We start from the raw sequence: 25,562 nt of genomic DNA, 5'->3' as shown, positions 1-25,562 counted from the left end.
TAAGGTTAGAATTTACAAAATTTATTATTAATCTATGAAAAAATATTTATTCGCCATACTTTCATCCTTTACATTATTTGTAAATGCACAACAAGATTCACCTTTATATGTAGATTCTATCCAATTGAAATGGGTTGATGATCAATATCAAGCCATGTCTTTGGAGGAGAAAGTGGGACAGTTATTTGTCGTAGCGGCTTATTCTAATCGCGATGTAGCCCATGAAAATGAAATTTTAAAATTAATCCAAGAAGAACATGTTGGTGGTTTGATTTTTATGCAGGATCAAGCTGTAAAACAAATCGAATTAACGAATCGATACCAAGCAGCATCTAAAACGCCTTTAATTATTGGTGTGGATGGAGAATGGGGATTAGCGATGCGCTTAAAAGGGGTAGAACGCTTTCCTTGGAATATGACGTTTGGTGCGTTACAAGATGAACAATTGGTTTTTGAAGCAGGCCAGCAAATAGGGAAACAATCGAACCGTATGGGAATTCATTTTAATTTTGCTCCATCGGTTGATGTAAATGTCAATCCAAATAATCCAATCATTGGAAACCGTTCTTATGGTTCTGATCCAGAAAATGTAGGAAAAAAAGGAGCTGCATTTATGAAGGGACAACAGTCTATGGGGGTATTGGCATCTGCTAAACATTTTCCTGGGCATGGAGATACAGATCAAGATTCGCATAAAACATTGCCTTTAATATCAGCCAATAAAGCGGATTTGGAAAAATATCATGTGGCACCATTTCGCCAATTAATCAAAGAAGGTGTTCAAGCTGTTATGGTAGCACATCTTAATGTTCCTGCTTTAGAACCTGATCCGAAAACACCTTCAACCCTATCTAAAAAAATCATAACTGATTATCTAAAGGGTGAACTTAACTTTAAAGGAATTGTTATTACAGATGCTTTAAATATGGATGGTGTAGCTAAAATGTATGCACCAGGAGAAGTGGATTATCGTGCTTTTGTTGCGGGGAATGATATGTTATTATTTTCTCAAGGGGTAAAAACAGGTAAGCAAAAAATAATTTCTGCTTTTGAAAAAGGTGAAATTACTGAAGAGCGTTTAGCTGAGAGTGTCAAGAAAATTCTGATGGCGAAATATTTGGTAGGTCTTCATCAATTTCAACCTTTAGTAGCGACAAACGTAATCGAAGATTTAAACTCTGATGAAAATTTAGCATTAACGCAAAAGATATTTGAACAAGCTTCTACTGTGGTTAAAAATGATAACCAAATTCTACCTATACAAGATTTAACGTCTAAAATTGCCTTTGTTCCATTAGAACAAAACGATTATAAAGAGTTTTATACACATTTAAGAAAATATGCGGATGTCGAATTGGTTCAAATATCAAATCCATCTCAATTGTCAAAATTAGCAAAATATGACTATGTAATTTATGGTGCATTTTTATCTAATGAAAGTGTATATAAATCATATAAATTATCAGAAAATTCAAAATCAATTCTTAAAGCAACTCCTACTGATAAGAAAACGATTTTTACGTTATTTACAAGTCCATACGGTTTAAAAGATGTGGACTTAACGAATCTAGATGCTGTATTAGTCCAATACCAAAATACTAAAAATACACAGCAAATCGCACCTCAAGTAATCTTTGGAGCAATTGAAGGGAACGGTAAATTACCCGTTGATATTAATGCTCATCTAAAGTATGGACAACAGATTAAAACCAATCCAATTGATCGTTTAGGTTTTACATCGCCAAATAACGTTGGTGTTAGTAAAAAAAAATTCTAAAAATTGACGAAATTGCTCAAGATGCGATCCGAAAAAATCTCACACCTGGAATGCAAATCATCGTTGCAAAACAAGGAAAAGTAATTTATGATCAGGTATTTGGAGTCCAAGATAAAAATTCAAAGAAAGAACTGAAGTGGGACGATCTTTACGATGTTGCTTCAGTGACAAAAGTTACTGCTTCAATTCCTTTAATTATGAAGGAGTTTGAAGCAGGTAAACTTCATTTCAATCAAACCTTAGGGGAAATCGATTCTGATTTACTTCATTCCAATAAATCTTCTTTAAAAGTTCGCGAGGTATTAGCTCATCAATCGGGTTTAGCACCTTGGATCGGATTCTATAAGGAAACTGTAAATGTTAAAAATGCTCGTCTTTATTTGGATTTTTATTCCCGTAAACAAGATGAAGAACATCCTTATCGCGTTACAGATAATATTTACATTATTAAATCGATTAAAGATTCCATATATGAAGATATCAAATTATCACCATTAGGTAAAAAAACATATGAATATTCTGATTTGGGATATTATATTTTTCAGAAACGAATTGAAGGTGATTATAAAATGTCTTACAATGAATTACTGCAAGAGAAATTTTATCGTCCATTAGGAATGTATCGTACGACCTATAATCCAAAAGAGAAATTTGATTTGGATGTGATAGTACCTACGGCTTATGATAAAACATATCGCAATCAATTGATTCATGGATATGTTCATGATCAAGGAGCAGCTATGATGGGTGGAATAGCGGGACATGCAGGACTTTTTTCAAATGCTATGGATTTAGCGAAATTGATGCAGATGTATTTGAATAAAGGAAAATATGGCGGTAGAGAATTTATCAAATCTGATGTAATCAATCAATTTACTGAAAAACAATACCCAACGTCGAACCGAGGAGCAGGATTTGATAAAACATTGGTCAAATCTATACGTGGAGCTTCTACAGAAGCTTATGGCCATACAGGATTTACTGGTACAATGGTTTGGGCAGATCCTAAATATGACTTGATATATATCTTTTTAAGTAATCGAGTGAATATAAGTGAAGAGAATAACCTACTTTCATCAAAAAAAGTAAGAGAAAATATATTGCAAGCCATTTACGACGCATTTTTACCTTAAATTTGAATTATGAAATCAACAATGAAAATCGGAATTGTTTGTTATCCAACATATGGAGGTAGTGGTATTGTCGCTACCGAATTAGGAATAGATTTAGCAGAAAAAGGACACGAAGTTCATTTCTTCAGTACAAATGTTCCTGCACGACTAAATATAAAATTACCCAACATATACTTTCATCGTATTCACGTTGAAAATTATCCATTATTCCAATATCAGCCGTATGATTTGGCATTAAGTACTATTTTATATGATAAAATTTTACACTATGAATTGGATTTAATTCATGTTCATTATGCTATTCCACATGCTTATGCGGCTTATTTTACCAAACAAATGTTAGCACGTAAAGGATATCATTTGCCTATTGTAACTACATTGCATGGAACTGATATTACTTTAGTCGGAAAACATCCGGTATATAAGACCGCTGTTGAATTTTCGATTAACGAATCAGATATTGTGACTTCTGTTTCGGAAAGTTTAAAACAAGACACTTTAAAGATTTTTGACATTACGAATGATATTAAAGTCGTTCCAAACTTTATCGATAACGAACAATATTTGCCAGAAAAATGTGTATGTTGTCGTAATAATTTTGCGGAGCCAAATGAGAAAGTCATTCTTCATACGTCAAACTTGAGAAAAGTAAAACGAATTCAAGATGTGATTTCTACGTTTAATTTAATTCAGAAGAAAATTCCATCAAAATTGATTATTGCGGGAGAAGGACCTGAGTGGGATTTGGCGGACCAAATGATTCAAGAATTTGGAATCCAAGATAAAGTAAAAAGTTTAGGAATGGTGAGTGATTTAAATGATGTTTTAAAAGCTGCGGATCTATTTTTATTACCTTCTGAACAAGAAAGTTTTGGTCTAGCTGCTTTAGAAGCAATGGCGGCTAATGTACCTGTAGTTTCTTCTAATGCTGGAGGTATTCCAGAAGTAAACATTAATGGAGTGACAGGATTTGTCTGTCCTGTAGGAGATGTTGAGATGATGGCAGAAAAAGCCATTTATATCTTAGAAGATGATGCGAGACAACGACAATTCAGTCAAAATGCAAAAGATCAAGCCTTGACATTTGACAAGAATAATATTTTACCTCAATACGAAGATTTGTATCGTCAATTGATTAAACAATAAATTTTAAATCGGGAATATTCCCGATTTTTTTATTCTTAATGAATAAAGATTATTGATTTTTTAATCTTTAGGAGTCGTTCAACGAATCGATATCTATTATCTTTGTTAGCCATCAATGCGCTAGAGAACTGACATTATAGGTCATTGGCATAAAGATTGAATTATTTAACATAAACAAAATCTGACCAAGTTTTTTCAGGTAATTTGCTGAAATTTGGTGGTTAAACCTTTCAGTTGACTTGAAGTGAACTGACAAATTAAATTATTATCAATAAGTAAAGACATATTGTCATTAAATAATAGAATGGAAGAAGAAATTGAATTAATTCCTTTAATGAGTAAGGAAGAAGAAATTAAGATGCAAAAGCAAGATATTCCCTCTTCATTACCCATATTATCATTAAGAAATACGGTTCTTTTCCCAGGAGTTGTTGCTCCGATTACTGCCGGAAGAGATAAATCTATAAAATTATTAACTGAAGCTTATAAAGGTGATCGAATCATTGGAGTATTATCTCAAAAAGATGTGGCTGTAGAAGATCCATCTCCAGAAGATTTATTTCAAGTGGGTACTGTCGCACGTATTATGCGCTTAATTAAATTACCGGATGGAAATATCACGGTAATTCTACAAGGTGTAAAACGTTTTAAAGCGGAAGAATTTACTGACGTTGATCCTTATTTTAAGGGGAATGTTGAAATTCTTACGGAAAAAGTTCCAACAGCTCGTAATAAGGAATATCCTATCATCATCGATTCGATTCGTGATTTAGCGTATCAAATTGTAGAGGAAAATCCAATGTTACCTTCAGAAGCAGCTAATGCTATTCGTAGTATTGAGAGTAAGACATTTCTTATCAATTTTGTAGCTTCTAATCTAACCTTATCGTTAGAAGAGAAACAATTGTTGTTAGAAGTATCTGATCTTAAATTAAGAGCCTTAGAAGTGATGCGTTACATGAACGTAGAGCTTCAAAAGTTAGAATTAAAAAATTCGATTCAGAATAAAGTTCGAAAAGAATTAGATCAGCAACAAAAAGAATATTTCTTACATCAACAAATCAAATCGATCCAAGAAGAGCTGGGTGGAAATACGACGGAAGAAGAAATCAACGAAATGCGTAAACGTGCGCAAAATAAGCGTTGGTCGGAAGAAACAGCAAACCATTTTGATAAAGAAATCAATCGTTTGTCTCGTCTTAATCCTCAAATGCCAGAACATAATATTCAGCGTAACTACTTAGAGTTTATGTTGGATTTACCATGGAACGAGTATACAAAAGATGTATTTGACTTAAAGAATGCACAAAAAATATTAGATTCTGATCATTATGGATTAGAAGATGTAAAAGAACGTATTATCGAACATTTAGCTGTTTTAAAATTAAAAGGCGATATGCGTGCACCTATTTTATGTTTATATGGCCCTCCAGGCGTAGGGAAAACATCTTTAGGGACTTCAATTGCTAAAGCGGTAGGTCGTAAATATGTTCGTATGTCTTTGGGAGGATTACATGATGAATCTGAAATTAGAGGGCATCGTAAAACCTATATTGGTGCAATGCCAGGTCGTATTTTACAATCGATAAAAAAGGCTGAATCTTCGAATCCTGTTTTCGTTTTAGACGAAATTGATAAGATGACTGCAAGCAATCATGGAGATCCATCTTCTGCCATGTTGGAAGTTTTAGATCCCGAGCAAAATAATGCATTCCATGATAATTTCTTAGAGTTAGGATATGATTTATCAAAGGTGTTTTTCATTGCTACCGCAAATAATATTGGAAATATTCCAACGCCTTTACGCGATCGTATGGAAATGATCAATATCTCAGGATATACGATTGAAGAAAAATCCGAGATAGTTAAGAAACATTTATTGCCAAAACAATTAAAAGAACATGGGATTCCTGAGAAATCAGTGGTATTAGGTAAAAAGGAAATTGAATTTTTAATTACTGGATATACACGAGAGTCTGGAGTTCGTAATCTGAATCAAAAAGTAGCGAAATTGGTACGTAATGCAGCCAAACACATCGCGATGGAAGAGGATTACAATACAAAATACTCAATCGATGATATCGAAAAGATTTTAGGACCATCCATTACACCAGAGCGTTATGAAAACAACGAAGTTCCAGGAGTTGTTGTTGGTTTAGCTTGGACAAGTGTGGGAGGTGATATTTTATTCATTGAATCGATTTTATCGAAAGGGAAAGGTGGTTTATCGATCACAGGTAACTTAGGGAATGTCATGAAAGAATCAGCTACGATTGCTTTAGAATACATCAAGGCACATGCTGAAGAATATGATTTATCACCAGAAGTGTTCGAAAATTATAAAGTTCATATTCACGTCCCAGAAGGTGCAACACCTAAAGACGGACCATCAGCTGGGATTACGATGTTAACATCCTTAATGTCATCATTTACGCAACGTAAAGTTAAAGCAAAATTAGCGATGACAGGTGAGATTACATTACGAGGTAAAGTATTACCTGTTGGTGGAATCAAAGAGAAAATTTTAGCTGCTAAGCGTGCAGATATTAAAGAAATCATCTTGTGCGAAGATAACCGAAAAGATGTAGAAGATATCAAACAAGAGTACTTGAAAGGTTTAACTTTCCATTATGTGAAAGAGATGAAAGAAGTACTTGATATAGCTCTTACAAACCAAAAGGTAAAAGGAGCGAAAGACTTTTCTACACTAAAGAAATAATAATAAAAAAAAGCGATCCGATGAGGTCGCTTTTTTTATGTTTTATAGAATTAACTTAATACTTCTGGATTGGCTTTAATCTCTCCTAATTGAAGAATTTCTTTCGCTAATCGAATATCATTTTCTGTACCGGTATGTTTATTTTTTTCGTCTGAAAGTTTCACAACTCCTGTCCATGGAATATCATATGATGAGATTTCAGTTAATTTCATTACAATATTCATTGCACGTAATCCAACATCATTGGTAAGGTTTGTTCCAATACCAAAGGATAATCCAATACGTCCTTTGAAGGCATTTGTGATGGTTTCTACTTTTTCTGAATTTAATCCATCCGAGAAAATAATCGTCTTGTGTTGAGGATTAATACCCATTTTCTCATAATGTGCAATGACTTTTTCTCCAAATTCGATAGGATCTCCTGAATCATGACGAACTCCATCAAATAATTTGGATAATTTCTTATCGAATTGACGGAAGAAAATATCAGAAGTATAAGTATCAGTTAAAGCAATTCCTAAATCTCCATAATAAACTTTAACCCAGCGATCCAAACTCATCGAATTGGCCACTTTATAACCAAAACGAGCTGCGTGGAACATAAACCATTCGTGCGCATGTGTACCAATTGGTTTTACTCCATATTTGTGTGCAAAATGAACATTTGAAGATCCAACAAAACTTTTACCTGAATGATTAACCAATTCGTTCATAACCACATCATGGACTTCGTACGAGTGGCGACGACGAGTACCAAAATCAGCTACAGTTACCCCTAATTGATTGTACAAATCGACTTTATCACTTGTATTATGAGTTACTTCGTCATTACTCATACGTGGAGCTTCTGTTAAGGTATAGAAAACTTCACTAATTAATGCCAATAAAGGAACTTCCCAAAGTATTGTTCGGTACCAATTTCCTTCTACTTCTACAGAAACATCTTTACCATCTTGTGAAATTTTCACTTCACTCGGATCATAACGATACCCTTGTAAAAAATCCAAATAAGCAGGACTGATATATGGACAATTTTCATGTAAGAAATCTTTCTCGCTTTTCGTTAGTGCTAAGTCTGCCATCGCATTCACTTGGCGCTGTAATTCTTCAGCAAAACCTTCCGGAAATTCATGTTGCCCACGATTAATAAATTTATAGCGTGCAATAACATCAGGGTAAAGTTTGGTTACCGCATATTGCATGGTAAACTTGTAGAAGTCATTATCTAGTATCGAGTGGAATATTGTTTTCATTTTTATAGGTCTATTTTACTCAAAAATATAAATTAAATAAAAAACCATCACATGAAATGATGGTTTTTTAGGGATTTATTAAATTTTAACTTATTGTCTTGGCGTTACTTTGTGTAATTCAAAGTTGAAGATAAAAGAGTAATCTCTGTAATATCTATCCGATAAATTTGATCCAGTGTAAACTTTATTACGTCCAAATGCTAAACGTGATGGTAAGATGATTACCCCTTGAAAATTATATAAATCACGACCATTAGTTCCTGTTGATTTAAATTTCTTTAAAGCATCTGCAAAATAGGGTAATTCGATATGCTCTCTTTTTACTCCGTTTTCTATTAAGGCATCTGTTAATTTCGCAAAATAGAATGAAGGATCTTTTACAGCAGAACCATCACCTGAATTGATGGAATTAGCAAAATCCATTACTGATCCATATTTGTATTTATAATCAGTATCGTCCGTAGCTTGGAAAAATTTTGCATCATATGATAATAGAATTTCTGAAGCATCATTACTTACAATCGTTGCACTATCTGCTGTAACACCCGGACGCATTGCATAATAATATCCTGCAGGATCTTTGATGGCTAAATCCTTTAATTTAGGGTATTGATCATCCTCGTTACCTGTTATTGTATCAAATTTGATTAATTTCCCGTTGGTAGGGTTAAAATAGTGTTGCTCTAAATACTCTTCAATGGCTTGATCGTCCAACGAATTTCTTTGTTCTACGCTTAATTCTTTACTATCGTCATCACTTTTACAGCTCGTGAAAAAAGCACTTGTTGCTAATAAAGCTACAAAGAATTTCTTTATCATGTATTTTCGGTTTAAATTGCGAATTTAGAAAAAATATTTATCCCAAAGTTAAGAAATTGTTAGAATTAATATGAGAGTAGATAAATTTCTTTGGAGTGTAAGGTATTATAAGACGAGGGCTTTAGCTACCGACGCTTTAAAAAAGAATCGTGTAAAAATAAATGGTGCAGTAGTCAAAGCTTCTAAAGAAGTGATACCTGGAGATCATGTAGAAGTAAAGAAAGATCAAATTAATCTTTCTTTTAAAGTGATTCAAGTGCCAAAAAGTCGAATAGGGGCGAAGCTTTTGAGCTTACATATTGTGGATACAACCCCTAAAGAAGAGTATGAAGTATTAGAATTGCGTAAATTATCTCAAGATTATTACCGCGAAAAAGGAGAAGGGAGACCAACGAAAAAAGACCGCCGCGAATTGGATGATTACATTTCGGGCGATCAGTTTTTATTAGAAGATTTAGAGTAATCTAAATCTTTTATTTTTTTATCAATGCCATGATTTCATTCAATACTTCGAATGAACTTTGATGAACGATAGAAATGGTATGTTTTGCTTTTTGATAATAAGCATTGCGCTCGAACAAATGTTTGGCAATAAACTCCGTCAATTCTTCTGCAGGTAAATGAGCGATTAAAGGACGCGAATTTTTTTTGTTTTCAAGACGTTTCACCAATTGTGGCAATTGAACGCGAAGAAATATGGATTCTGAGTATTTATTGATCACATCAATATTGTCATAATAAACAGGAGTTCCACCACCTACTGATAATACAATATTTGTATTATGTAAAACTTCATGCAAAGCTTCACGTTCTCTTTTTCGAAATCCCAGCTCACCATAAGTTTCAAAAATTTCTGAAACAGTCATCTGGTATTTTTCTTCAATGTAGCCATCCAGGTCAATAAATTCATACCCTAAAGCTTTAGCTAAGTCTTTTCCTGTAGTGGTTTTCCCACTCCCCATATAGCCAATAAGAGAAATAATCATTTGTTAAAATCGGTATTAAAGTTTAATCAACAGGAAGATCTTCCGAATAGAAAATGGTTAGTTTAGCATACCCACCATAAGTGTTGATTTGATAAGAATAAGAATTTTTTAAATTACGATTATCCCAACGATCAATTTCATAAGTTACTTTGAAATCTTCATTCGTTGCTACAGTGTTCGAACGATAAAAGCGCGCTTTCTTGGCTAATTTTTCAATTTCTATTTTATATTGATTCAGGTATTTAATCGGAAAACTATATTGCAGTTTATAAACGATTTCTTGAGAAATTTCAATAGCTGAAACTTGATTCAGGAAAAAGATTCCTTCCTTTGATTGTTTTATTTTTAATGAATCGGCACGGTCTATATTATAAATGTAAAGATTCTTTCCGTAAGATGCTTTTGTGAAACAATTCTTATCCATATAAGCATCCATCGTTTGCTGATCAGCTTTTATTAAATCTTTAAGTTCATCAAGAGTCATCATACTATGTAACTCATCTGCTTGTTCAGGAGTACATTTAGTGGTTACTGTAGTATTTTCTACAGCACTATCATTTTTCTCTTTGCAAGACTCAAAGAAAAGTGAACTTAATAAAAGTGTAATCAATAATTTTTGACGCATGTTTAATTTTTCCTATTTCAATTATAACTTCAGGAAGGTTGGTTTTACTTTAAAAACGCAACAAATATAAAAGAATTTTAACGTCGGCTCTTTTTATTTTATGGTAAACCTTTGTGAAATTTTAAAAGATTTAGATGAGAACTTACAAAGTTAAATAAAATTTTAAATGATAAGTTTCTATTTTAGAAATGATTAAATTTTTTTCTTAAAAAAAGATGAAGATATGTTTGCAAAATTGAATTTAATCGCCCTATATTTGCAGTCGAATTAAGGAAATGACCTGGTAGCTCAGTTGGTAGAGCACAACACTTTTAATGTTGGGGTCCTGGGTTCGAGCCCCAGCCAGGTCACTAATTCTTGTGACAATTTCCTAATTTGAATGGAAGAGTTCTTTTAGAAAATTTTTAAGAAAAAACTTAATTTTCGTTTTGTAGTGTGAAAATTTTAAATACCTTTGCACTCCGAAAAACGGAGACCTGGTAGCTCAGTTGGTAGAGCACAACACTTTTAATGTTGGGGTCCTGGGTTCGAGCCCCAGCCAGGTCACAAACTTCATGTTACTAAGAAGTCTAAAAACAGTAACACTCCAAAACGGAGACCTGGTAGCTCAGTTGGTAGAGCACAACACTTTTAATGTTGGGGTCCTGGGTTCGAGCCCCAGCCAGGTCACAAACTTCATGTTACCAAGAAGTCTAAAAACAGTAACACTCCAAAACGGAGACCTGGTAGCTCAGTTGGTAGAGCACAACACTTTTAATGTTGGGGTCCTGGGTTCGAGCCCCAGCCAGGTCACAAACTTCATGTTACCAAGAAGTCTAAAAACAGTAACACTCCAAAACGGAGACCTGGTAGCTCAGTTGGTAGAGCACAACACTTTTAATGTTGGGGTCCTGGGTTCGAGCCCCAGCCAGGTCACAAACTTCATGTTACTAAGAAGTCTAAAAACAGTAACACTCCAAAACGGAGACCTGGTAGCTCAGTTGGTAGAGCACAACACTTTTAATGTTGGGGTCCTGGGTTCGAGCCCCAGCCAGGTCACAAGAAGCCAAGCGAATTGCTTGGCTTTTTTTTATGCCATAAACTCCTATCGAATTCACTTCTCTTATCGTGAATAAATGGTCGCCTAGTATCATGAAAAACAAAAAGACAAAATCATCTTACGGGATGAAAATTTTAAAATTACTGTTGGTTATAATGATCAGCGTAGTTTCGCTATTGTTTGTAACGCCTTATCTTTTCAAGGATCAAATAGATCAGGGAATAAAAGAAATTGCTAAAAATTATATCAAAACAGAAGTCAGGTTTAAAGAACTGAATGTCTCTTTCTTTACACATTTCCCAAAGCTTACTGTGACGTTAACTGAATCTTCTATTCAAGGTGCTTCACCGTTTGAAAATGCATCTGTTGTTCGTGCAAAACAAATCGCATTAGGTGTTGATCTTCCTTCTCTATTAGGAGATAAAATTATATTTAATGAATTATTTATCGACGAAGCATCGATTGAGCTTCAAATTGATTCCTTAGGACGCAATAACTATGATGTGATGGTTCCAACTGATGAATTAAATGAACAGGAGTCATCTCCAGTCGGTTTAATTTTAAACGATATTCGAATTACCAATTCCAATGTCGTTTATAAAGATCAAGCCACTAAGGTGGAATTGGATTTAAAGGGGTTAGATTATAATGGTTTACTGGATTTTAGAAACAATCAATTGACGTTGAATGCTGATCTAGCAATTAAGCAATCTTTATTTACATTTGATCAAGAAAAGTATATCAAAAATTTACCATTAGCAGGTCATGTTCACACGGTAATTGATATGGAACGATTGTTTTTTGATTTTAAAGACAATCAATTGAAGTTAGCAGAATTTCCATTTGAATTAAAAGGAACATTCCAATTGCTAGAGGAACAATCGAATTATGATTTAAAAATTACCTCGAATAAAAACCAGCTTTCATCAATTCCTCCAATTGTTCCAGAGGCATATCAAGAGTATTTTAAAGCATTACAATTAGGAGGGACATCCGATATTGTATTCACGATGAAAGGGACAATGGATGAAAAGAATAATCAAAATCCTGATATACGCATCGAGACGGTCATAAAAGACGGACAAGTTAATTATAATCACTCTAAAACACCTTTACAAAAATTAAACGTGAAAGCGTTGGTTGATTTACCATCGTTAAATCCAGACCAATTGAATCTAAAAGTCGATCAATTGGATTTTAAATTATTGGATGGTAACACAAATGCAACATTTGAATTTAAAGCGGGACAAAATTGGTTTACACAAGGAAAAATTAATTCATCATTGGATTTAGAAGCTTTGAAAAATGCAACTGGATTTAAAACCCTAGCAACAAAAGGAGCTTTAAATTTAGAAGGTGAATGGAAAGGAAATTTGATTTTATCCAAGTTGAATCATATTGTCAATGTGCCGACGTTTCAAATGAAGGCAAATTTGGATCAAGGCTATTTAAAGCTAGATGAAATGCCAGCAGCATTAGAGCAAATTTCATTTGATTTAGAAGCGCATAATACAGATGGACGTATTCATCATACCGCGATAAATATTCATCACATCAATGCGAAGGCACTTAACAATTATATTGTAGGAAATTTTAACATTCAAAATCTGAAACAATTTCCAATACAAGCAGCCTTAGAAGCTAAAATTCGATTAGAGGATATTTATAAAATTTATCCTTTGGAAGGAATTGATTTAAAAGGTGATTTATTGGCTTCGATGAAAGCCAATGGGATCTATGACCCTCAACGCAAACGTGTTCCTGTGACGCAAACCAAACTTGTCGTAAAAAATGGTTATTTGCGTATGCATGATTTGCCATCATTACCCATGGAAAATATTTCCATTGAAACCCATATTAAAAGTGGCCGAGGATCATTTCAGGATTTAAATATTAAAGTTCTTCCTATCTCTTTTACATTGGCAGGTAAACCTTTTATGATAAATGCTGATTTAAAAGATTTTAATCACTTGAATTATCGTATTCATTCGAAAGGACAATTAAAATTAGGAGATTTTTATCAACTTTTTCCGATTGAGGGATTGGATGTGGATGGATTAATCACTGCAAATTTAGGCTTACAAGGTAAAAATGGTGCAGCATTAGAAAATATCCAAAACAGAGGTTTTGTAAAACTTGAAAACATTACCATCAATACCAAATTCTTTCCAAGCAAATTTAAAGTGAAAGAAGGGTTGTTTAAATTTAATGGGAAAGATTTGATGTTCCAGAATGTGAAAGCACGATACAGACGCAATCAATTCGTGTTTGAGGGTAAAGTGTCTAATTATATTAATTATGCTTTAAAAGAGAATGAAAATCTTTTAGGTGAAATAAAATTTAATACCAAATCGGTTAACTTAAATGATTTTATGGCTTTCAATTCAGGAACGAATTCAAACGCGACTTCGGATGAAGGTGTGATTTTGCTTCCTAAGAATGTCGCTTTAAAAATTGAAGGGTCAGCAGATCAAGTAAAGTTTAATGATTTGAAATTAAACCATTTTAAAGGAGACCTACAATTGAATAAAGGAACATTGGTGCTCAATGATACGCAATTTGGATTAATAGGTTCATCGTTTTTATTCAATGGTTCATATCGTCCTCTGAATGGGCGCCATGCTCGATTTAGTTTTGATGTAAAAGGCTCTAATTTTGATATTCAGCGTGCCTATAAAGAAATTAGTTTATTCCGAGAAATGGTTAGTGCAGCAGAAAAAGCACATGGTAAAGCTTCTTTGGATTATCATTTGGAAGGAGATTTAGGAGTTGATATGTTTCCTCGTTTAAAGACCGTAAAAGGAAAAGGTGTGCTCATCATCGAAGATGTTCAATTTATGGGATTTAAAGTGTTTAATTCCGTAGCTGAACGTACTTCAACGAATGCTTTACATGATGCAAAATTGAAACAAGTTAAAGTTAAGACATCAATCGAAAATAATGTCATGACCATTGAGCGCACCAAGTTTAAAGTCGCAGGATTTAGACCACGTATTGAAGGGCAAGTGACACTAGATGGATATATGAATATAGGAATGCGTTTGGGATTGCCTCCTTTTGGAATTATTGGTATTCCAATTAAAATTACAGGTCCAGCCGATCAATTTGATGTTGAAGTTGGTCGATATGAAAAAGAGCAATTGAACCAAACCGATGAAGAATATGCAGAATATCAAAAATTGTTAGAAGAAGAAAAGACGAAAGTCACACAACCATAACTTCCTAAAAGGCTTTAGAAATTCTAAAGCCTTTTTTTATGCTATTATTAAGAATGATTTATCTTTGGATAAAACTAAACGATTGAATTTCAGTTCTAAAAATATTTCTTGGAAAAAAGTTTTTGCACTATTGATTTGGATGTATTTTTCGATTTTAATGGTGCAAATTACTTTAGAATATATTCCAATACAATTGGATGTCTCATTTCTATCCATTAAACAAGAGGAAGTCACAGCAGTTTTTGGATATATTCCTATGTTCTACATTCATGTATATTCGTCTCTATTTGTTCTTGTTATCGGAATGGTTCAATTATTTCAATTAAAGTCTATTGTACATCGTGTTTTAGGATATGTATATGTATTTATTTTAATCTTATTTGCAGCGCCTTCGGGTATTTTTATCGGAATTTATGCTAATGGTGGGGGATGGGCTCAGTTGGCCTTTGTTCTACTGGGTGTATTATGGTTATTTTACACCATACGATCAATGATGCGTATTCGAAATCAAGATTACAAAGGACATCAATTTGATATGTGGAGAAGTTATGCTCTTACACTTTCTGCGCTAACCTTACGTGCTTGGAAGGTTGGTATTGTTTATTTCTTTCAACCCAATCCTTTGGATGCTTATATCATCGTAGCTTGGCTTGGATGGGTATTAAATTTGATTGGTATAGAATTATACATCCACCATAAAATAAAAAACTATGAATAAATTAAGCTTCTTCCTTTTACCATTCTTCATCTTAATGGCTTGTAAAAATGAAAAGATTAATCATTTAGAAACCAAAGAACCTATTACAGAACAACAAAACGATATTGTAGAGGTTGATGCAGAAGTTGGATTATGGTATGGTCTCTTTATTGCGGATTCGTTGGACTACGATAACGAAAATTATTATTCGAGCATTAATCGAATCAGTATTTTCATTCAGAAAATTACAAACAATAATCAGGTTGAAGGGTATTCCGTATCTGCAGGAAATAAACGTCCATTCAAAGGGGTATTAACCAAAACAGATTCGACGGATTATATTGTGGTTAGTGAACCTGGAGATCATAAATATGATGGTACGTTTAAATTTAATGTGGCTAAAAACTATGATTCAATCTATGGTATATGGATTTCGAAACGTACAGATATGCCCGTACGCACCCGAAAGTTTAGTTTAAAGAAAACGCAATTTAAATATGATCCTGACTTAATGTTGAAGCCTCAAATCTTTGAGTATGATGAAGGAGTAGAGGAAACATATCCAGTAGTGGATTGGTTTTCGAGTAAAACAAAAAAAGAAGTATATGATGGAGAAGAATATGTAATCAATGTTAATCGGGCAGCTTCAGATGCGATTTATCAGATCAATGCTTCAACGAAAAAATTAACTGAAAAAGATTTAAAAAATCTCCGAAAATTAGATTTAGAAATCATTCGAAATTCCATTTATGCGCGACACGGATATTCTTTTTCCAATAAAGGTGTTCGACAGTATTTTGATTTTGTTGAATGGTATGTTCCCTTATATACGAATGTAGAAGATAAAATTACACCACTTGAAAAAGAAAATATCGTTTTATTGAAACGATTAGAAAAATATGCGGAAGACCATTATGATCAATTTGGACGATAAGATTCGCTATTAGGCAACAAATATCGTACAAAATGGTAAAAATATGATTTTAAGCGTAAAAAATGCTTAAAATCCTCGTGAAATTTATCATTATCCGTTAATCAATCTTTAAAAAAGAGAATGGTTTTCTAAAAATATTTCACAAAATTTACGTTTTTCTAAATAGATATATGAATTGATTAAATTAAATAAAATTTATAGTAATAAAAAATAATTTTATCGTAAATTTGCACCCATAATTTTCAAGAATGCAACAGAACATTAGAAATATTGCGATTATCGCACACGTTGACCACGGTAAAACGACGTTGGTTGATAAAATTCTTCATTCAACAAATGTTTTCAGAGAAAACCAAGAGTCGGGTGAATTAATCATGGATAACAATGATATCGAGCGTGAAAGAGGGATTACGATCTTCTCTAAAAATGCTTCGGTAGAGTACAAAGGAGTTAAAATTAACGTTATCGACACTCCTGGTCACGCGGATTTCGGTGGTGAAGTTGAGCGTGTATTGAAAATGGCTGATGGTGTAATCTTATTAGTTGATGCTTTCGAGGGACCAATGCCTCAAACGCGTTTCGTTTTATCTAAAGCGTTAGAATTAGGATTAAAACCATTAGTAGTAATTAATAAAGTAGATAAAGAAAACTGTCGTCCTGATGAGGTTCACGATAAAGTATTCGAATTATTCTTCAACTTAGATGCGACAGAAGAGCAATTAGACTTCCCTGCATTCTACGGTTCTTCTAAACAAGGATGGTTCAATACAGAAAACGTTCCTACAGAAAATATCTTACCTTTAATGGATGGTATTTTAGAGCACGTTCCAGCTCCAGAGGCTTACGAAGGTACTTTACAAATGCAAATTACCTCTTTAGATTATTCTAAATTCTTAGGACGTATCGCGGTTGGTAAAGTTTCTCGTGGAGTAATTAAAGAAGGAGATTGGATTGCATTAGCAAAACCTGATGGAACTTCTAAAAAACACAAAGTTAAAGAATTATACACATTCTCTGGTTTAGGGAAAGTAAAAGCAACGGAAGTAAAAGCAGGAGATATCTGTGCTGTTGTTGGTATCGATGGTTTCCAAATTGGGGATACAATTGCTGATGCTGAAAACCCAGAAGCATTACCAGTAATGCACATCGACGAACCTACAATGAATATGTCTTTCGGAATTAACAACTCTCCATTCTTTGGTAAAGATGGTAAATTCGTTACTTCTCGTCACTTAGTAGATCGTTTAACTGATGAGTTAGAGCGTAACTTAGCGTTACGTGTAGAACCAACAGAAGATTCGAATACGCAATTAGTATACGGACGTGGTATCATGCACTTATCGGTATTAATCGAAACAATGCGTCGTGAAGGATATGAGTTAACAGTTGGGCAACCACAAGTTATCTTCAAAGAAATTGACGGTGTTAAATGTGAACCATATGAAACATTAGTAATTGATGTTCCAGATAACTACGCTTCTAAAGCAATCGACTTAGTAACTCAACGTAAAGGTGATTTATTAGTAATGGAAGCGAAAGAAGGAATGCAACACTTAGAATTCGAAATTCCATCTCGTGGATTAATCGGATTACGTTCTTTAATGTTAACGAACACTGCAGGTGAGGCTGTAATGGCACACAACTTCTTAGAGTACAAACCATTCAAAGGAGCAATTGCTGGACGTTCTGCAGGAGTAATTATTTCTAAAGATCAAGGTGTAGCAACTCCTTACTCAATCGATAAATTACAAGATCGTGGTAAATTCTTTATCGAGCCAGGTGAAGAAGTATACGAAGGTATGATCGTTGGAGAGCACTCTCGTAACAATGACTTAGTGGTAAACGTAATTGAGGCGAAAAAATTAAATAACATTCGTGCAGCTGGTAAAGATGATTCATCTTCTATTGCGCCTAAAATCGAAATGACTTTAGAAGAATGTATGGAGTACATCCAAGCGGATGAATGTATCGAGGTAACTCCAAACTACATTCGTTTACGTAAAATTCACTTAAAAGAAACTGACCGTAAGCGTTACGAAAAATCAATGGGATAATATCAATCCATATCATATTTTAAAACCTGATCAATTTTGATCAGGTTTTTTTATTTAAGAACAAATCCTCAATTTTATGAAATGTATTCGATATGATAAAATCAATTGTTTTTGAAAATCCAAAATATTTTAAGTTTAAAATAAATGAATAAAATGGCGATAAAAGAATATAATGGGAAATATTACGCCAAAAATCGTTTCGTATTTTAATTGAGAAGCCTGGAGTCTATAGATAGGCTTAGAATTCAAAGAAATTAAAATAAATAATTTGATTTTAAACTATAGAATAACAAATTCTAGTTTGAGTCAACAATTGCAAATTTTTTAAGTTAAAAATTATTAAAAACCAGAAGATTAAACGGTTGAAAAATATTGGGAACAGCAGATACGCTCCCTTCAGACTATAATAGTGTAGCAATAAAAAAGGACGTTCAATAACGTCCTTATTCTATTTATAGAAGTGGTATTAGTCGATTTAATACAGCATTTAAATCGTGCTGAAATGCGCTGTATTGTTGTATTTCACCTTCTGTTTTGAAGGTTGAAAGATTAAAGCCTTCTTCAATATCATTATACCAAATAATAAATGTTTTCCATTTTGCAATAACCCAGAAATTATCATCAATCACGTCCTTACAATGCCATATTTCAGGAGAACATTTGATGCTGTTCCAAAATGTTTCATTGGTTTGTTCTAATTCTTGTTCAGCCATAAAAAGTTCCATCATTAAATCTTTTTTAGGCAATGCTGTCCAATTTTCCATAAATTATTTACTTTTTACCAAGATAGAATTAGTCTGCCTGTTCACTTGTTCAGATCCAGGTTCTGTCCATTCTAATGTATACCAATAATTGCCCGAAGCTACAGTTTTTCCATTAAAAGTTCCGTCCCAAATGAAATGATTAGTTGTCGAACCTTCAAATAAAATATGACCGTAGCGATTGTATACCTGAAATTTTGGATTCAGTTTATACATTAAATCGGAATAATCCAAAACATCATTTATGCCATCAGAATTAGGTGAAATGAAATTCACCATATTAACGATAGAAAATGTTTGAAATACAGGAAGACATTCATTAGAAGGTTGAACTGCAATGGTGTGATTTCCGATCGAAACATTATAAAATATATGAGAATTTTGAAAATTTCCATCATCTAAAGCATACATGTATGATGGATTGGGATTGGCTACAATTACTGTTACCGTATTTCCTGACACGATTATATTTTCGATGACTGGATTTTCTTCAGCATGTACAACTACTTCTTGGGTGTAAAAACAACCATTCAACTCTAATCGAACATGATATGTTCCAACTGGTACATCTGTTATTATTGGTGAAGTGGATCCGTTGTGTAGCCATAAATAAGATTCAAATCCATCGCCAGCATTTAAGGTAGTGGTAGCACCTTCACAAATTGTTTGATCCACTAAAGTTTCAGATCTTTTGGCTTGTTTTAATACAAAAGAAATCGACATAATATTCTCACATAAATCTGCTTGAGAAAAACGGATGTAAAAGGTCATATTTCCTGTTAGAATTTGTTGGTCTCGAATGGGATTTATATTGTTTCTCGCATCTATTTCTGAGGTAAAGAATCGATAATCATCATTTAAATTTGGAATAAATGTGAGGTAATCTTCAAGATTGATCGCTTCTTGATGATCTAATAATTCATCACAAATTTCAATTGTGGGAATTGGATCAGCTGAACTTAATGTTTTTTTTGAAAATGAAATTGGATGAAATACTGAAGAACATCGGTCTGTACTAATCGCCACAAAAATGGTTTTGCTATGTTCTGATGTGGTAAAATCTAATTGATGAATTTCACTTCGATTGGCTTCTGCATCTGCAAGCGTATTATAATACTTTATTTGAACTGTATTTGCATTCGCTATAATTTGATGATTGTAATCCATTAAATTAAGGGTTACACTGCCGTCTAAATCTTCATCACAAAATTCAAAGTGATTTTGTAGTATTAGTAAATTGGAATAATATTCGATTTTTCTTTCAGCAGTAATTGTACAACCTGAAGATAAAAGAATTTCGACTCTATAATTTCCTGGCAAATTTACAATATAAGTTGCATCTGTAGCTCCAATGATCTCTACATTATCCTTATACCATTTATAGGACGTTGCATTGGGTGTTGTAGCATCTAGAATGGTTGTTTCACCAAGACAAAGGGCATTATTTGTCGCTACCAATAAATCTTCACCCAAATCTTTACCTCCCGAAAAACTACCTGCTTTTAAGAAAACACCAGAATCATACAATCCATTGCCTTGATCGGCAATCACCAATTTAATATGGTATTTTTTACCAGGGATAATATTTGCAACCGCGTTTAATACAACAGTTTCACCATTAAAATTGGTAGCAGAATGACCAATATTAAACTGTCTAAAATACTGAGGATTGATAGGAGGGCACAAACCTCCATTACCAAATATTGTTAAAACAGAAACAGGAATTGAGGTATAAGGAATAACCGCAATATTTTGATAATCATCTCTGGAATCAACTTCTTTGATTAAAAAAGCAAAACCATCTGTATAGCCACAGCGACCTTCGGAAGCCGTACGTAAATATTGTTCTGAAGCGAAGATATATTCAAAAGTAATACGATCATCCTGAAGTGAGATAAAATAAAACTCTAGAATCGTGGCATCCAATGTGTTTTGAATTTCTAAAGCTTCTTCCAAATCTCGATCGCCTTCCCAATTATTCGCCGTAAAGCTTTGTAAATAATTATTTGGGCCTACGGCAGCATTTAAATTTCCTGTCGATAGAAGGATACCATTTTCTAATGGAAAATCAGATGTTCCTTTATCAAAATATCCATAACTGATAAATCCCGATTGATGATACCCAGAAATTTCAATCGAACGTTCATCGATTTCTATACAATCTGATCCAAGAAATATATCTTTAACCAATTGTGTGGGAGTATACGATGAATTAACTTGAATGAATTGTGCCTGAACACTGATTGTAAAGAGTAGAAATAAATGGTAAATGTATTTCATATGAATTTCTTCTAATTACAAATTTACGAGAATTATTGCTCCAATCGATTGTTATTCAAGTGTAACAATTGTTAAAATTGGACAAAAAAAATCGCTCCTTTAGAAAAGAAGCGATTGATATCGTATAGAAAATGATTTAGATTTTCCCTAAATTTTCTGCAATAGTATTGATGAATGAAGTTAAAGGTCCTTTGGCCATCATTTCGATCATCATGTTGAATTTTCCATCAAAATCCAATTGAACATCCGATGCATTTTCATCTACCGCTTCGATGTTAATCGTCAACGTATAATCAAATGCTGGAGCTGGAGATTCAAAAACAATTTGTGAGGGTTCATTTGTTTCTTTTAAACGCATTCCAACTTTTGGTAAAGCACCAACTCCTACAGTAAATCCCTTTCCAGACTCGTGAATTTCAAATGATTTCGTGTCTGCTGGCATCAACTGTTCATAGTTTTGCATGTTTACTAAGAAATCGTATGCTTCTTGTTGATTTTTAGAGAAACGTACTTTATTTGTATTTACCTTCATATTCCTGTGAGTTTTTTATAAATTTGTATCAAATCGCTCAAATGTACAAAGTTTTTTTTAATGAGAGTTTATTGACTTTCGATCAAGAATCAAAGCCAGAAGCAAAAAATATTTTATATCATCACGAATCTAATTTTGATGAAGCATTTCATCTGTTATCTAGTTCGGCCGTAAAACATGTAAATATTATAAGTGTTTCGATTGATGAGGTTTGGAATCAGTTCAAGAACTATTTTAAGTTGATTCAAGCAGCTGGTGGTATTGTGCGTAATCCTAAAGATGACTATCTGTTTATCTATCGATTAGGAAAATGGGATTTACCGAAAGGAAAGATGGAAGAGGGCGAAACCAAAGAAGAATCTGCTATTCGAGAGATTGAAGAGGAATGCAGTATTACACCATTAGAGTTAAAACAATTCTTAATGGCTACCTACCATATTTATTACCAAAAAGAATACATCATCAAAGAAACATTTTGGTTCGAAGTGTTCTATGAAGGAACTGAAACGCCTCAACCTCAGATCGAAGAAGGAATAGAAGAAGTGGTTTGGAAAAAGAAAGAGGAGATTGATGCGTTGATGAATAATTCGTATCCAAACATCCAATTATTAGTAAATAATTATTTAGATTTGTAATAAATAAGAAAAATTATCATGAAAAAATATATTTTAGGAGTTTGTGCAGTAATGGCTTTTGCCGTATCAACTCAGGCACAATCTAAAAAAGAAGATAAAAAGGCGAAAACAGAAAAGATTACGAAAGCGCAGAAAAATATCTTAGCTAAAGGTTCAGCTACAGTTTCTGATTTATATGCGTATCAAGTATATGGCGAATCGTTTGATGTTAAAAATACGTTGACTCATACCGAATTAGGGAAGTTATATGACAACATGAAAGATGGCGATGTGATTGAAAATGTTCAATTTAAATCGACAATCGAATCGGTTTGTAAAAAGAAAGGATGTTGGATGAAAGTAGATTTAGGAAAAGGGGAAGAGCAATCATTTGTTCGTTTCAAAGACTATGGATTCTTTATGCCTTTGGAAGGTGAAAAATCAGATGTTATTGTGCATGGTAAAGCCTTCGTAAGTGAAATTTCAGTAGAAAAATTACGTCACTACGCTGAAGATGCAGGACAATCAAAAGAAGAAATTGCTAAAATCACAAAACCTCAATTGCAATTTAATTTTGAGGCTGATGGTGTTTTTGTTAAAGAAAACTAATACTTTTAGCATCTAAAATATTAAAAACCTTTCATTCTTTTGAAAGGTTTTTTTATATCATTTGACCACAAAAATTTATTCGCATGTTTCAAAAGCTATTAGGGAAAAATATATCTAACGATGAGGTTGTTCAATACTTTAAATCCTTGAAAAGTGAGCCTATTCAACGCGAAAATAATGTTTCTAATCTTTATGATTATGAATGGTTATTCAAGGAAGATGGAATTTTAATCACAGTCTTAAATTCAATTATTATTTCGATTAAGGTTTACTTTTCTCCTACACCAATTTGTCAACCATTTCGAGATGAATTTGTATGGGGATTAAGTTATATTAGCTCAGAAAATGATATTAAAAAGCAATTTGATTTTCCAGAAAATTTAAATCGAGAGCCTATGCGTGCGGATAATATCTATCAACATGAAAATTGCACAGTCGCTTTCGATGCTATGACGGGAGAAATAAACTACGGTGAAATTCGACTTTAATGATCTTGGTTCTATTGCTAAGATATTATAACGTCAGATTTTTTAAACCATCAACGGTTCCATTATAAATGTTGACATCCACTTTATATGAGGTTCCTTTAATTTGTGCTTTTTCAGTGAATTGCCAAAAATTCCAATGGGATTTCATGTCTTCTACAAAGAAATTGTAATTGGCAATCCAAATGATATAGCCTTCAAAATGAGGACGTAAAAAATCTTCAAAATATTTATCCGAAGTATAAATAATCGGTTGAATCCCGTAATGATCTTCGATGATGGAACACCAATTTTTTAAACCCTCAATTAATCGCTCCATAGATTGTGTACGAGGCATCGTTTCTATATCCAATACGGGTGGCAAATCCCCAGATTTTAAATTAACATTTCGGATGAAATTTTGTGCTTGTGCAGTGGAATTTTCATCAGGTCGGTAAAAATGGTAAGCCCCACGAATAAAATCGTTTTGTTTCGCTCCTTCCCAATTCTCATCAAATTTTTTATCCGTATTGAATCCACCCATGGTTGATCGGATAAAAACAAAATTAATCGGATAAATGTCGTAAATGGTTTTCATTTGAGCCCAATCAATATCACCTTGATATTGGGAAACATCCAAACCGAATGTTTTTAGATAATATCGATCCATGACTTCAATATTTCTTACATCGTATTTCGTTAATTTTTCTACCGAATTTTCAGTTTCTCCTTTTAGTTTACGTGAAACAGTTTTCATCCAATAGTTAATTCCATGGCGATAATGTACAGTAAAGGCCACGAGAACAATTGTTATTACCCCGAAAAAGATGAATTTATACGGGAATTCTTGTTTTTTTTTCGATGTAGATTTTTTCTTCGCCATAAAATAAAACAGGATTTGGATTTACAATAATACTACGAAAAGATTTACGTTGAAAACGATTTCTTAATTATCTTTGTTTCTATGAAAAAATGGATTCTTGCCGCACGTTTGCGAACGTTACCACTTTCGTTAAGTGGTTTATTACTTGCAGGTTTTATAGCGAAATACGAAGGATTTTACCAAACAGATATCTTTGTATTATCAATGTTGACGACTTTAGCATTCCAAATTTTATCCAACTTTGCCAATGATTATGGTGATGCTGTAAAAGGAACAGATGATCATCGCGTGGGAGAGCAGCGTGCTGTAGCATCAGGACTTATTACTCAAAAAGAAATGAAAACAGCTATAGGATTAATGGTGGTAATCTCATTGGTCTGCATTGCCGCTTTATTATACGTTTCTTTTATCCCTGATCACATGAATTACCTTTATATTTTTATAGGATTAGGAATCGCTTCAATTTTAGCTGCGATGTTCTATACCATGGGAAAAAAACCATATGGATACATGGGATTAGGTGATGTATTTGTATTTATCTTCTTTGGTTTAGTAGCTGTTTTGGGAGGTGAATTTCTGTATTCTAAAATGTTCAATTGGTGGAATGTTCTTCCAGCGGCTGCAATGGGATTTTGGAGTATGGCCGTATTAAATTTAAACAATATGCGTGATGTGGAGAATGATGTGAAAAACAATAAAATTACAATTGCGTCACGTTTAGGTTTTGAGAAAAGCAAAATTTACCAACTAATATTAATGACTTTACCTTTTATTTGTGGAGCTGCATATGTTGTAAATTTACCTGGGAAAGAAGGAAAAGTTTCGGTCTTGGTCTTCTTAATTTTAATCCTCTTAGCTAACAATATTCGCCGAGAAATTTTTAAAGTAAAGGAACCTAAAGAATATGATAAGTTTCTGAAACCTGTCGCTATGATGGCCTTATTCTTCGCTATTTTATTAGGATATGGTTTAATAGGTTTTTCTTTTATAGATACATTAGTTCGATAAAAAAAATCATA

General features: G+C 33.3%; 21 protein-coding genes and 6 tRNA genes. 19 read left to right on the top strand and 8 right to left on the bottom strand.

Annotation, left to right across the window (positions count from 1 at the left end; genetic code table 11):
- Positions 1–34: 34 nt before the first annotated feature.
- The 4 genes from AC1QSP_RS05630 to lon all read left to right on the top strand — a co-directional run bounded on the left by AC1QSP_RS05630 (position 35) and on the right by lon (position 6,775).
- Positions 35–1,777, top strand: coding sequence for a glycoside hydrolase family 3 protein (locus AC1QSP_RS05630; protein WP_484080157.1), 1,743 nt, complete (start codon positions 35–37; stop codon positions 1,775–1,777).
- Complete coding sequence (locus AC1QSP_RS05625; RefSeq protein ID WP_484080389.1) at positions 1,771–2,910, top strand: serine hydrolase domain-containing protein; 1,140 nt, start codon at positions 1,771–1,773, stop codon at positions 2,908–2,910. The genes AC1QSP_RS05630 and AC1QSP_RS05625 overlap by 7 nt, the downstream gene beginning before the upstream one ends.
- A gap of 21 nt (positions 2,911–2,931) precedes the next feature.
- Positions 2,932–4,056 (top strand): N-acetyl-alpha-D-glucosaminyl L-malate synthase BshA, encoded by a 1,125-nt coding sequence (gene bshA / locus AC1QSP_RS05620; RefSeq protein WP_484080388.1) that lies wholly within the window; start codon positions 2,932–2,934, stop codon positions 4,054–4,056.
- 304 nt (positions 4,057–4,360) lie between these two features.
- Positions 4,361–6,775 (top strand): endopeptidase La, encoded by a 2,415-nt coding sequence (gene lon / locus AC1QSP_RS05615; RefSeq protein WP_484080156.1) that lies wholly within the window; start codon positions 4,361–4,363, stop codon positions 6,773–6,775.
- 50 nt (positions 6,776–6,825) lie between these two features.
- Here lon and pncB read toward each other — a convergent pair whose 3' ends face one another.
- Both pncB and AC1QSP_RS05605 read right to left on the bottom strand, forming a co-directional pair.
- A complete protein-coding gene (gene pncB, locus AC1QSP_RS05610) occupies positions 6,826–8,028 on the bottom strand; it encodes a nicotinate phosphoribosyltransferase (RefSeq protein ID WP_484080155.1) in 1,203 nt (400 codons plus the stop codon).
- Between the two features lie 90 nt (positions 8,029–8,118).
- The gene (locus AC1QSP_RS05605; protein ID WP_484080154.1) at positions 8,119–8,847 is read right to left on the bottom strand and encodes a hypothetical protein; all 729 of its coding nucleotides are present in this window, start codon (positions 8,845–8,847) and stop codon (positions 8,119–8,121) included.
- A 70-nt stretch (positions 8,848–8,917) separates the two neighbouring features.
- On the opposite strand from AC1QSP_RS05605, the gene AC1QSP_RS05600 reads away from it, so the two are divergent.
- Positions 8,918–9,310 carry an RNA-binding S4 domain-containing protein gene (locus tag AC1QSP_RS05600; protein ID WP_322969300.1) on the top strand — a complete coding sequence of 131 codons (393 nt, stop codon included), beginning with the start codon at positions 8,918–8,920 and terminating at the stop codon, positions 9,308–9,310.
- Positions 9,311–9,320: 10 nt separating this feature from the next.
- Here the strand turns inward: AC1QSP_RS05600 and AC1QSP_RS05595 are convergent, their stop codons facing one another.
- Together AC1QSP_RS05595 and AC1QSP_RS05590 are read right to left on the bottom strand one after the other, a co-directional pair.
- Positions 9,321–9,833, bottom strand: a complete 513-nt coding sequence (locus AC1QSP_RS05595) for a shikimate kinase (protein ID WP_484080153.1) — start codon at positions 9,831–9,833, stop codon at positions 9,321–9,323.
- A 22-nt stretch (positions 9,834–9,855) separates the two neighbouring features.
- Positions 9,856–10,458 (bottom strand): hypothetical protein, encoded by a 603-nt coding sequence (locus tag AC1QSP_RS05590; RefSeq protein ID WP_484080152.1) that lies wholly within the window; start codon positions 10,456–10,458, stop codon positions 9,856–9,858.
- Positions 10,459–10,735: 277 nt separating this feature from the next.
- Here AC1QSP_RS05590 and AC1QSP_RS05585 point away from each other — a divergent pair.
- The 10 genes from AC1QSP_RS05585 (at position 10,736) to typA (ending at position 18,400) form a co-directional block, all read left to right on the top strand.
- A tRNA-Lys gene (locus AC1QSP_RS05585) sits at positions 10,736–10,808 on the top strand.
- A 123-nt stretch (positions 10,809–10,931) separates the two neighbouring features.
- A tRNA-Lys gene (locus AC1QSP_RS05580) sits at positions 10,932–11,004 on the top strand.
- Positions 11,005–11,054: 50 nt separating this feature from the next.
- Positions 11,055–11,127: transfer RNA gene (locus AC1QSP_RS05575), tRNA-Lys, on the top strand.
- A gap of 50 nt (positions 11,128–11,177) precedes the next feature.
- A tRNA-Lys gene (locus AC1QSP_RS05570) sits at positions 11,178–11,250 on the top strand.
- A 50-nt stretch (positions 11,251–11,300) separates the two neighbouring features.
- Positions 11,301–11,373 (top strand) — tRNA-Lys (locus AC1QSP_RS05565).
- Positions 11,374–11,423: 50 nt separating this feature from the next.
- Positions 11,424–11,496: transfer RNA gene (locus AC1QSP_RS05560), tRNA-Lys, on the top strand.
- 93 nt (positions 11,497–11,589) lie between these two features.
- Entirely contained in the window at positions 11,590–14,715 is a 3,126-nt protein-coding gene (locus AC1QSP_RS05555) for a hypothetical protein (protein WP_484080151.1), read from the top strand.
- A 64-nt stretch (positions 14,716–14,779) separates the two neighbouring features.
- The gene (locus AC1QSP_RS05550) at positions 14,780–15,433 is read left to right on the top strand and encodes a DUF2306 domain-containing protein (RefSeq protein ID WP_484080150.1); all 654 of its coding nucleotides are present in this window, start codon (positions 14,780–14,782) and stop codon (positions 15,431–15,433) included.
- Positions 15,426–16,346: a YARHG domain-containing protein gene (locus AC1QSP_RS05545; RefSeq protein ID WP_484080149.1), complete on the top strand. Its 921-nt coding sequence runs from the start codon at positions 15,426–15,428 to the stop codon at positions 16,344–16,346. Before AC1QSP_RS05550 ends, AC1QSP_RS05545 begins: the two co-directional genes overlap by 8 nt.
- 248 nt (positions 16,347–16,594) lie before the next feature.
- A complete protein-coding gene (gene typA / locus AC1QSP_RS05540) occupies positions 16,595–18,400 on the top strand; it encodes a translational GTPase TypA (RefSeq protein WP_484080148.1) in 1,806 nt (601 codons plus the stop codon).
- Between the two features lie 452 nt (positions 18,401–18,852).
- Here typA and AC1QSP_RS05535 read toward each other — a convergent pair whose 3' ends face one another.
- The 3 genes from AC1QSP_RS05535 to AC1QSP_RS05525 all read right to left on the bottom strand — a co-directional run bounded on the left by AC1QSP_RS05535 (position 18,853) and on the right by AC1QSP_RS05525 (position 21,973).
- On the bottom strand, positions 18,853–19,164 hold the full coding sequence (locus AC1QSP_RS05535; RefSeq protein WP_484080147.1) for a hypothetical protein: 312 nt from the start codon (positions 19,162–19,164) through the stop codon (positions 18,853–18,855).
- Between the two features lie 3 nt (positions 19,165–19,167).
- Positions 19,168–21,441, bottom strand: a complete 2,274-nt coding sequence (locus AC1QSP_RS05530) for a choice-of-anchor L domain-containing protein (protein ID WP_484080146.1) — start codon at positions 21,439–21,441, stop codon at positions 19,168–19,170.
- Between the two features lie 136 nt (positions 21,442–21,577).
- Positions 21,578–21,973 (bottom strand): hypothetical protein, encoded by a 396-nt coding sequence (locus tag AC1QSP_RS05525; protein WP_322969317.1) that lies wholly within the window; start codon positions 21,971–21,973, stop codon positions 21,578–21,580.
- Positions 21,974–22,014: 41 nt separating this feature from the next.
- Here AC1QSP_RS05525 and AC1QSP_RS05520 point away from each other — a divergent pair, with 41 nt between their 5' ends.
- The 3 genes from AC1QSP_RS05520 to AC1QSP_RS05510 all read left to right on the top strand — a co-directional run bounded on the left by AC1QSP_RS05520 (position 22,015) and on the right by AC1QSP_RS05510 (position 23,684).
- Entirely contained in the window at positions 22,015–22,608 is a 594-nt protein-coding gene (locus AC1QSP_RS05520) for an NUDIX hydrolase (RefSeq protein WP_484080145.1), read from the top strand.
- An 18-nt stretch (positions 22,609–22,626) separates the two neighbouring features.
- On the top strand, positions 22,627–23,196 hold the full coding sequence (locus tag AC1QSP_RS05515) for a DUF4920 domain-containing protein (protein ID WP_484080144.1): 570 nt from the start codon (positions 22,627–22,629) through the stop codon (positions 23,194–23,196).
- Between the two features lie 83 nt (positions 23,197–23,279).
- A complete protein-coding gene (locus tag AC1QSP_RS05510; RefSeq protein WP_484080143.1) occupies positions 23,280–23,684 on the top strand; it encodes a hypothetical protein in 405 nt (134 codons plus the stop codon).
- A 25-nt stretch (positions 23,685–23,709) separates the two neighbouring features.
- Here the strand turns inward: AC1QSP_RS05510 and AC1QSP_RS05505 are convergent, their stop codons facing one another.
- Positions 23,710–24,543 (bottom strand): GH25 family lysozyme, encoded by an 834-nt coding sequence (locus tag AC1QSP_RS05505; protein WP_484080142.1) that lies wholly within the window; start codon positions 24,541–24,543, stop codon positions 23,710–23,712.
- Between the two features lie 81 nt (positions 24,544–24,624).
- On the opposite strand from AC1QSP_RS05505, the gene menA reads away from it, so the two are divergent.
- Positions 24,625–25,551: a 1,4-dihydroxy-2-naphthoate octaprenyltransferase gene (gene menA / locus AC1QSP_RS05500; protein ID WP_322969322.1), complete on the top strand. Its 927-nt coding sequence runs from the start codon at positions 24,625–24,627 to the stop codon at positions 25,549–25,551.
- Positions 25,552–25,562 lie beyond the last annotated feature (11 nt).

It is taken from the genome of Faecalibacter sp., assembly GCF_057177045.1.
This window is presented reverse-complemented; position numbering and strand designations above follow the sequence as displayed.

Excerpts from the sequence above, each read along its gene's own strand:
- AC1QSP_RS05595 (WP_484080153.1), bottom strand. The coding sequence starts at position 9,833 with ATGATTATTTCTCTTATTGGCTATATGGGGAGTGGGAAAACCACTACA.
- bshA (WP_484080388.1), top strand. The coding sequence starts at position 2,932 with ATGAAAATCGGAATTGTTTGTTATCCAACATATGGAGGTAGTGGTATT.
- AC1QSP_RS05520 (WP_484080145.1), top strand. The coding sequence starts at position 22,015 with ATGTACAAAGTTTTTTTTAATGAGAGTTTATTGACTTTCGATCAAGAA.
- AC1QSP_RS05605 (WP_484080154.1), bottom strand. The coding sequence starts at position 8,847 with ATGATAAAGAAATTCTTTGTAGCTTTATTAGCAACAAGTGCTTTTTTC.
- menA (WP_322969322.1), top strand. The coding sequence starts at position 24,625 with ATGAAAAAATGGATTCTTGCCGCACGTTTGCGAACGTTACCACTTTCG.
- AC1QSP_RS05555 (WP_484080151.1), top strand. The coding sequence starts at position 11,590 with ATGAAAAACAAAAAGACAAAATCATCTTACGGGATGAAAATTTTAAAA.
- pncB (WP_484080155.1), bottom strand. The coding sequence starts at position 8,028 with ATGAAAACAATATTCCACTCGATACTAGATAATGACTTCTACAAGTTT.
- AC1QSP_RS05530 (WP_484080146.1), bottom strand. The coding sequence starts at position 21,441 with ATGAAATACATTTACCATTTATTTCTACTCTTTACAATCAGTGTTCAG.
- AC1QSP_RS05545 (WP_484080149.1), top strand. The coding sequence starts at position 15,426 with ATGAATAAATTAAGCTTCTTCCTTTTACCATTCTTCATCTTAATGGCT.
- AC1QSP_RS05525 (WP_322969317.1), bottom strand. The coding sequence starts at position 21,973 with ATGAAGGTAAATACAAATAAAGTACGTTTCTCTAAAAATCAACAAGAA.
- typA (WP_484080148.1), top strand. The coding sequence starts at position 16,595 with ATGCAACAGAACATTAGAAATATTGCGATTATCGCACACGTTGACCAC.
- lon (WP_484080156.1), top strand. The coding sequence starts at position 4,361 with ATGGAAGAAGAAATTGAATTAATTCCTTTAATGAGTAAGGAAGAAGAA.
- AC1QSP_RS05535 (WP_484080147.1), bottom strand. The coding sequence starts at position 19,164 with ATGGAAAATTGGACAGCATTGCCTAAAAAAGATTTAATGATGGAACTT.
- AC1QSP_RS05510 (WP_484080143.1), top strand. The coding sequence starts at position 23,280 with ATGTTTCAAAAGCTATTAGGGAAAAATATATCTAACGATGAGGTTGTT.
- AC1QSP_RS05505 (WP_484080142.1), bottom strand. The coding sequence starts at position 24,543 with ATGGCGAAGAAAAAATCTACATCGAAAAAAAAACAAGAATTCCCGTAT.
- AC1QSP_RS05600 (WP_322969300.1), top strand. The coding sequence starts at position 8,918 with ATGAGAGTAGATAAATTTCTTTGGAGTGTAAGGTATTATAAGACGAGG.
- AC1QSP_RS05630 (WP_484080157.1), top strand. The coding sequence starts at position 35 with ATGAAAAAATATTTATTCGCCATACTTTCATCCTTTACATTATTTGTA.
- AC1QSP_RS05515 (WP_484080144.1), top strand. The coding sequence starts at position 22,627 with ATGAAAAAATATATTTTAGGAGTTTGTGCAGTAATGGCTTTTGCCGTA.
- AC1QSP_RS05590 (WP_484080152.1), bottom strand. The coding sequence starts at position 10,458 with ATGCGTCAAAAATTATTGATTACACTTTTATTAAGTTCACTTTTCTTT.